At 63.4% G+C, this 7,517-nt stretch carries 8 protein-coding genes, 1 tRNA gene and 1 pseudogene; 2 read left to right on the top strand and 8 right to left on the bottom strand.

Annotated features, from left to right (window positions below):
- The 5 genes and pseudogenes from Q0O05_RS10515 to Q0O05_RS10495 form a co-directional block, all read right to left on the bottom strand.
- A pseudogene (locus tag Q0O05_RS10515) lies at positions 1 to 564 on the bottom strand (DUF3427 domain-containing protein); the annotation flags it as partial.
- Positions 565 to 959: 395 nt separating this feature from the next.
- Positions 960 to 1,049 (bottom strand) — tRNA-Ser (locus tag Q0O05_RS10510).
- Between the two features lie 47 nt (positions 1,050 to 1,096).
- Positions 1,097 to 2,428 carry a serine--tRNA ligase gene (gene serS / locus Q0O05_RS10505; protein WP_293662791.1) on the bottom strand — a complete coding sequence of 444 codons (1,332 nt, stop codon included), beginning with the start codon at positions 2,426 to 2,428 and terminating at the stop codon, positions 1,097 to 1,099.
- 129 nt (positions 2,429 to 2,557) lie between these two features.
- The gene (gene ispH, locus Q0O05_RS10500; RefSeq protein ID WP_293662789.1) at positions 2,558 to 3,508 is read right to left on the bottom strand and encodes a 4-hydroxy-3-methylbut-2-enyl diphosphate reductase; all 951 of its coding nucleotides are present in this window, start codon (positions 3,506 to 3,508) and stop codon (positions 2,558 to 2,560) included.
- Positions 3,505 to 3,972: an FKBP-type peptidyl-prolyl cis-trans isomerase gene (locus Q0O05_RS10495; RefSeq protein ID WP_293662787.1), complete on the bottom strand. Its 468-nt coding sequence runs from the start codon at positions 3,970 to 3,972 to the stop codon at positions 3,505 to 3,507. Before Q0O05_RS10495 ends, ispH begins: the two co-directional genes overlap by 4 nt.
- Positions 3,973 to 4,020: 48 nt before the next feature.
- Between Q0O05_RS10495 and radC the strand changes: the two genes are divergently transcribed.
- Complete coding sequence (gene radC / locus Q0O05_RS10490; RefSeq protein ID WP_293662785.1) at positions 4,021 to 4,767, top strand: DNA repair protein RadC; 747 nt, start codon at positions 4,021 to 4,023, stop codon at positions 4,765 to 4,767.
- 9 nt (positions 4,768 to 4,776) lie between these two features.
- Complete coding sequence (locus Q0O05_RS10485) at positions 4,777 to 5,421, top strand: Smr/MutS family protein (protein ID WP_293662783.1); 645 nt, start codon at positions 4,777 to 4,779, stop codon at positions 5,419 to 5,421.
- Here the strand turns inward: Q0O05_RS10485 and Q0O05_RS10480 are convergent.
- The 3 genes from Q0O05_RS10480 to Q0O05_RS10470 form a co-directional block, all read right to left on the bottom strand.
- Complete coding sequence (locus tag Q0O05_RS10480) at positions 5,418 to 6,518, bottom strand: XdhC family protein (protein WP_293662781.1); 1,101 nt, start codon at positions 6,516 to 6,518, stop codon at positions 5,418 to 5,420. The genes Q0O05_RS10485 and Q0O05_RS10480 overlap by 4 nt on opposite strands.
- Before the next feature lie 14 nt (positions 6,519 to 6,532).
- Positions 6,533 to 7,153, bottom strand: a complete 621-nt coding sequence (locus Q0O05_RS10475; RefSeq protein ID WP_293662779.1) for a carbon monoxide dehydrogenase subunit G — start codon at positions 7,151 to 7,153, stop codon at positions 6,533 to 6,535.
- Between the two features lie 33 nt (positions 7,154 to 7,186).
- Positions 7,187 to 7,517 (bottom strand): VWA domain-containing protein (locus tag Q0O05_RS10470; protein WP_293662777.1); only part of this gene is annotated, 331 nt, incomplete at its 5' end.

The raw sequence follows: 7,517 nt of genomic DNA, 5'->3' as shown, positions 1-7,517 counted from the left end.
GTAAGTGGTCGTCAGTATTCGGAACTTTGTCTTCGGACTGCCATGCGCATCGAGCGCAGTGACTTGCTCCAAGACATCGAGCAATTTGCGTACGCCGCTCCATGTAATGAAACTGACCAGAATATCTACTCGATCGACCTCGCGTAACTCGGCGCGCAATTCATTCAGCAGCGACGGGTCGGCCCTGGCAGAAGTAAACAGCCAGGGGTGGCGCAACCCCGTGGCGGGCATCAACACTTCGGTATTGGGTGCATGAACCGACTTGAGTAACTGCGCCGGCATGGCCGGCAGACGCCCACCCTGGCCACTTGGGCGCAATTGCATCAGTAGCTGGCGGATCAGTTCAATCTCGGCTTTAGCCTTTTCGCTGGCATCAGGCTGCCCGGCCGCCGCAGCGTCCAGCAGTTCCGGCAAGCGATGCGCCAACTCTGCAAGGAATTGTTCGCGCCGCTGGTGCACCGTAGGCGCAGCGACCAGTGCACGGTGTTGACCCGTCAGGCTGGTGACCTCACCAACTTCATCCTCGTAGATCAATCGGTCGTACAAGCCTTTGGGCAGCGTCATTGTGAGATCCCTTGATTTTGTATGGCTATTCTGACCGAGGCGACGGTACTTCCGTCCTCGATTGACTAAAAAACCGGATCCTTGGGCACAGCATTAGCTCCTGTTTCAATTGCGGCTAACGCATATCTCACGGGGTCTACAGCCTCAAGAATCACTTCGGGCTGCCAGCAATCTAGCCCACTCCCGCCAAGCCTTGTAAATCAACACTATGGCCAAACTGTCCAGCTCGCAATAGCGCAGCATTGCAGCACATGCACTTCTGGGAATGGGTTGGTAACCGACACTTTAAAAGGCCTTGTAATCAAGTGCAGAAAGTTACATCACCCTGCCAAAGCCCGCTCGGTGCGGCGCTTTGCAAAAAGAAAGGGCTCCTTGTTAGGGGAGCCCAGACTTATTGGCGGAGAGGGAGGGATTCGAACCCTCGGTAGGGTCGCCCCTACGCTTGATTTCGAGTCAAGTACATTCGACCACTCTGCCACCTCTCCTAGGTTTCGTGTCGGTCGAAACGAAGCCGCGATTCTAGCAGGCTGGCTTAGGCGCTCAGCACCTCGACGCCACCCATATAAGGGCGCAGCACCTCGGGCACGGTCACGCTGCCGTCGGCCTGCTGGTAATTCTCCAACACCGCTACCAACGCACGGCCCACGGCCAGGCCGGAGCCGTTCAGGGTGTGCACCAGTTCGTTCTTGCCCTGCGCGTTTTTGAAGCGGGCTTGCAGGCGGCGGGCCTGGAAGGCCTCGCAGTTGGAGACCGAGCTGATTTCGCGGTAGGTGTTTTGCGCCGGCAGCCAGACCTCGAGGTCGTAGGTCTTGGCGGCGCCAAAGCCCATGTCGCCGGTGCACAGGCTCATCACCCGGTACGGCAGGCCCAGCTTTTGCAGGATGGCTTCGGCGTGGCCGGTCATGTCTTCCAGCGCCTGGTAGCTGTGGTCGGGGTGGACGATTTGCACCATTTCCACCTTGTCGAACTGGTGCTGGCGGATCAGGCCGCGAATATCGCGCCCGCCGCTGCCCGCCTCGGAGCGGAAGCAGGGCGTGTGGGCGGTGAGCTTGATGGGTAGCGCCGCCTCGGGCGTGACCACATCGCGCACAAAGTTGGTCAGCGGGACCTCGCTGGTGGGAATCAGGTAGAGCGCGGTGTTGGTGCTTTCGCCGGCTTCGCCGTCCTGCCCGCCTTTTTTGGCGGCAAACAGGTCTTCCTCAAACTTGGGCAGCTGGCCGGTGCCGCGCAGGCTGTCGCCGTTGACGATGTAGGGGGTGTAGCACTCGGTGTAGCCGTGCTCGGAGGTTTGCACATCGAGCATGAACTGGGCCAGGGCGCGGTGCAGGCGGGCAATCGGGCCCTTCATCACGGTGAAGCGCGAGCCGGTGAGTTTGACGCCCATCTCAAAGTCCAGCCCCAGCGGCTGACCAAGGTCGACGTGGTCTTTGACTTCAAAGTCGAAGGTTTTCGGGCCCCGTCCGTCGGGGCTCCAGGTGCGGGCCACCACGTTGCCGGACTCGTCCGCGCCCATCGGCACGCTCTCGTGCGGCAGGTTGGGCACGGCCAGCAGCATGGCTTCCATCTCAGCCTGAATGGCGTCGAGCCGGGTGGCAGAGGCTTCAAGCTCGGCTTTAAGGGTGCCCACTTCGGCCATGGCGGCGTCAGCCTCGGCGTGCTGGCCTTTGCCTTTGAGCATGCCGATTTGCTTGCTGACCGTGTTGCGCTTGGCCTGCAGCTCTTCGGTGCGCATCTGGATGGTCTTGCGCTCGGCCTCCAGCGCCTTGAAGGCGTCCACATTCAAGAAGGCTTGGGGATTCTTGCGGCTTTGCAGGCGGGCGAGCACCGAGTCGAGGTCTTTGCGCAGCAGGGTAATGTCTAGCATGGTGCTTTGAGGGTCTAATGTGGCTGTTGCGCCCTATTCTATTGCGCGAGCAGCTATTTATTTAGTAGCAAAAATGGGAATAAAGGTAGCTGTGAGGGGCGGAAATCAGGCCAGAAATCAGGCCAGAAATCATGCATCCAGCCTGAGGCCCTTGGGCAGCGGGAACTTGACGGTTTCTTCGATGCCGTCCATCTTGCGCACCGACACCGCGCCCAGCGCCTTGATGCGGTCTATCACCGCTTTCACCAGCACCTCCGGCGCGCTGGCGCCGGCAGTCAGGCCCACGCGGCTGCGCCCCGCGAACCATTCGGCCTTGAGCTCGTCGGCATGGTCCACCATGTAGCTCACGGTGCCCAGCTTTTCAGCCAGCTCGCGCAGGCGGTTGCTGTTGGAGCTGGTGGGGCTGCCAACCACAATCACGATGTCCACCTGCGGGCTCATCACCTTGACAGCGTCCTGGCGGTTCTGGGTGGCGTAGCAGATGTCCTGCATCTTGGGCTTCTGGATCAGCGGGAAGCGGGCCACCACGGCGGCGGTAATCTCGGCCGCGTCGTCCACGCTCAGGGTGGTCTGGGTTACCACGGCCAGCCGCTCGGTCTGGCGGGGCTGGATGCGGGCCACATCGGCCACATCTTCCACCAGATGGATGCCGCTCTCCAGCTGGCCCATGGTGCCTTCTACCTCGGGGTGGCCCTTGTGGCCGATCATCACGAACTCAAAGCCCTCTTTGGCGAGCTTGGCCACTTCCACATGCACTTTGGTGACCAGCGGGCAGGTGGCGTCAAAAATCCTGAAACCGCGCCGCTCGGCCTCGCGCTGAATGGCCTGGCTCACGCCGTGCGCCGAAAACACGAGCGTGGCGCCGGGGGGAACGTCGTCGAGCTCCTCGATAAAGATGGCGCCGCGGGCTTTCAGGTCGTCCACCACGTAGGTGTTGTGCACGATTTCGTGGCGCACATAGATGGGCTGGCCGAACTTGGCCAGCGCTTTTTCCACAATCTCGATGGCGCGGTCCACCCCCGCGCAAAAACCGCGCGGCTCGGCCAACAGGATTTCAACGCTGTGGCTGCTGTTACTCATAAGACTCCAATCAGCTGCACTTCAAACGTCACCGGCTGGCCGGCCAGCGGGTGGTTGAAATCGAACAACACCGCCTGCTCGGCCGGCACATCGCCCCGCAACTGCAGCACCACACCGGCAAACTGCCCTTGCCCGTCGGGCGTGGGGAACTGCACCACATCGCCTACCTGGTAGCTTTCGTTGGGGTCGCCCATGTCGCGCAGCACCTTGCGGGCCAGCCACTGCTGCATCTCGGAATTGCGCTCGCCAAAAGCAGCGCCGGCCGGCAACTCAAAGGTAGCGCGCGCGCCCTCCTCCATACCCAGCAGGCACGCCTCCACCGCCGGCGACAACTCCCCGGTTCCCAGGCTCAGGGTGGCGGGCTTGCCGTCGAAGGTGTTGATGATGTCGCCGGCGGGTCCGCCCAGGCGGTAGTGCAGGGTAAGGAAAGAGCCCGGCTGAACCCGGGGTGGGGTGCTTGTCATAGGTGTCCCGATAAACTGCTTGTATTGTAGAAAGCCTAGCCCGCTGTCATGCCCATCAAAGACCTGCCCCCCGAGGCCCGACCGCGCGAAAAGCTGCTGGCGCGGGGCGCAGGCGCGCTCAGCGATGCGGAGCTGCTGGCGATTTTGTTGCGCACCGGTATGGCAGGCAAGGGCGTTTTGCAGATGGCGGAGGAGCTGCTGCAACTCAAAAATGATAGCGACTCGCGCAATGGTGGCGGGCGAAAAGACGGTATTGAGGCCCTAAATAGCCCCGGCGGGTTCGGCGGCATTGCCGGCCTGCTAAACGCCACGGCCGACGACCTTAAGCGCGTGAAAGGCCTGGGGCCGGCCAAGCGGGCCGAAATTGTGGCGGTGCTCGAGCTCGCCCGCCGCGCCATGGCCCAGCGGCTGCAAGAGCGCGAAGTGTTTGCCGACCCGCAGGCGGTAAAGCACTACCTGCAGCTGCATCTGGCCGCCAAGGGGCACGAGGTGTTTGCGGTGCTGTTTCTGGATAGCCAGAACAAGCTGCTGGCCATGGAAGAGCTGTTTCGCGGCACTTTGAGCCAGACCAGCGTGTACCCGCGCGAAGTCGTCATCCGCGCGCTGCACCACAGCGCCGCCGCCGTGGTGCTGGCGCACAATCACCCCAGCGGCAGTGTGCAACCCAGCCGCGCCGACGAGGCGCTGACCCACACCCTCAAGGCGGCGCTGGCGCTGGTGGACGTGCGGGTCTTGGACCACATCATCGTCGGCACCGGGCAAGCCTTGTCCATGACAGAAGCAGGATTCATTTAAAGGGCCGCCATGAAAATCAACGCCCTGTCAGACCTCAAGCTGGTCAAAAAAGAGATCGAGGCCCAGGCCGCGCGGGATGCGGCATTGGCGGCCCAAAAGGCCCTGGAAGCCAAACGCCGGGCCGCAGCGAGCAACCTGTTTCAGGCGGCCATCGGCAAGGTCAAGGCGCTGGAGCCGATTCCCCGCGCCGAGCTGGCGCCCGAGCGCCCGCAGCCTATCCCTAAGCAGCAAATGCTCGACGATGCAGCCGCCCTGCAAGAGGCCATCAGCGACGAGGTGGACGTGTCCACCCTGCTCGACACCGACGAACTTTTGAGCTTTCGCCGACCAGGCGTGGGCCACGACGTGACCCAGAAGCTGCGCAAAGGCAAGTGGAGCATCCAAAAACAGATTGACCTGCACGGCTACCGCAGCGACGAGGCGCGCGAGGCCCTGAGCGCCTTTATCCGCGAGTCGCACCGCAACGGCATACGCTGCGTGCGGGTGGTGCACGGCAAGGGCTTGGGCTCGCCGGGCAAGGCGCCGGTGCTCAAGGACAAGGTGCACCGTTGGCTGGTGCAGAAGTCCGAGGTGGTGGCCTTCGTGCAGGCGCAGCCGGCCCAGGGCGGCGCAGGCGCCTTGGTGGTGCTGCTACAGCCGCACAACAGGGCCTAGGCCGAGCCGGCAGGCCGGCTGGCGCCGGGAATGCCGCACACCAGAGCGCCGGGGTCGTTGTGGGCGATCTCGAGTCCGTCCTTGGCGAAAGACACCTCCATATCGCGCGGCAGCTTGACGCCGTTTTTGGCCGCCAAAATTTCGGCCATCACGCTCACCGCAATCTCGGGTGGCGTTTTGCTGCCGATGTAAATGCCAATCGGGCCGCGCAGCCGGGCCAGGGTCTCAGGCGTCTGGTCCAGATGCTCAATCATGCGCTGGTGGCGCGCCTGGTTGTTGCGCCGCGAGCCAATCGCGCCAATGTAGAAGGCATCGGATTTGAGCGCCTCGAGCAGGGCAAGATCGTCGAGCTTGGGGTCGTGGGTTAGCGCGATCACGCAGCTGCGGCGGTCGGGTTTGAAGGCGGTAACCACGTCATCAGGCATGTCGCTGGTAACGGTGACACCCTGCACCGACCAGGCGCCGCGGTATTCCTCTCGCGGATCGCACATGGTGACCGCAAAGCCGGAGAAGAGCGCCATGGTGGCCACGTATTCGCTGAGCTGGCCCGCGCCGATCATGAGCATGCGGTATTCGGGGCCGAAGGTGTTGACCAGCTCGGTGTCGCTGAGCGACAAATCAGAGGGCTCGGTGCTGGGCTGCAGCCCGGCCATGCCATCAGACAGGCGCACCGTGCGACGCACCAGCTGGCCCTGCGCAAGTTGCGCGACCAGGGCCTGCAGGATGGCGGGGTCGGGGTCAAACTCCAGCAGCAACTCCAGCGTTCCGCCGCAGGGCAGGCCAAAGCGGTGCGCCTCGTCGGCGGTGATGCCGTACTTCACAAACTGCGGCGGGCCGCTGGGAATTTCTTGCTCGTGCGGCTGCGGGGCGCCTGCCGCCGCGGCATAGGCCCGCGTGAAGCGGTAGATCAAATCGTCCTCGATGCAGCCGCCCGAGACGGAGCCCACCACCGCGCCGTCTTCGCACAAGGCCATGATCGAGCCCACAGGCCGGGGCGAGGAGCCCCAGGTGCGCACCACGGTCGCCAGCAGCGCCCGCCGCCCGGCCTGACGCCAGTCCAGCAGCGCGCGAAGCACCATCACATCCAGATTTTCCATACGACCTTTTGCAATCAACCCATCTGAGAAACAGCCACGACCAACACCGCAGCGCCAACCACCCAGACCCAGGTGGGCACGCCCATGAGGCCCGAACCGGCAGAGGGCGCCTTGTCCGCAGCCGCTTGGCCCGACGCGCCGCCTTGGGCTGCGGCGCTGTCAGCCTGAGCCAGCGCGGCATAGGCCTCGGGATGCTTTTGCTGCATGTGCTCGTCGAAGCGCTTGAAGAAGTCTTCGGCCATGGATTTTGCGACGCCGTCAATCAGCCGCTGGCCCATCTGGGCAATTTTGCCGCCGACCGAGGCCTGCACGCTGTAGCTCAGTTCGGTGCCGCGGTCGTTGGGCGTGAGCTGCACGCCGGCGTGGCCCTTGCCGAAACCGGCCGGCCCGCCCTGCCCTTCAAAGCTGATGGTGTAGCTCTGCGGAGCCACGATGTCGGACAGCGTGATCTTGCCGCTGAACTTGGCCGATACGGGGCCGATTTTGATCGACATGCCGATGGTGAACTGGTTTTCACCGGAGGCCTCGACCTTGTCGCAGCCGGGAATGCAGGCCTTGAGCACGGCGGGGTCGTTGAGGGCGTCCCACGCCTGTTGTTGGGCGATGGCGAGTTGCCGGTTACCTTGCATTTCCATGATGGATCTCCTGAGTAAAGTAAAAAAACTGATTCAGCGCCGCAAAACCCCGGCCACGCTGGCGGCCAGGTCTTCGAGCTTGCTGAGGTTGTGCACGGCCAGCATGCCGTGCACATGACGGTTCAACACCGCCGCCCCTTGGGCCAGCGGGGCATAGCCGTCAAAACGCAACAGCGGATTGAGCCACAAAATTCGGCCGCAGCGGCGGCGTAAGGCGCCGAGTTCCTGGGCCAAGGCCTCCGGCTCGCCGGTGTCCAGCCCGTCGGTAATCAAAAGCACCAGCGTGCGCCGGCCCACCAGGATGCGCTGGTGCCGCGCGTGCAGGGTGGTCAGGCATTGGCCGAGCTGGGTGCCGCCGGCAAAG

The organism is Rhodoferax sp. OV413 (assembly GCF_945881795.1).
Lineage (GTDB): Bacteria > Pseudomonadota > Gammaproteobacteria > Burkholderiales > Burkholderiaceae_C > Allorhodoferax.
The sequence above is the reverse complement of the archived record's forward strand: the minus strand, read 5'-3'. Positions and strand labels throughout refer to the sequence as shown.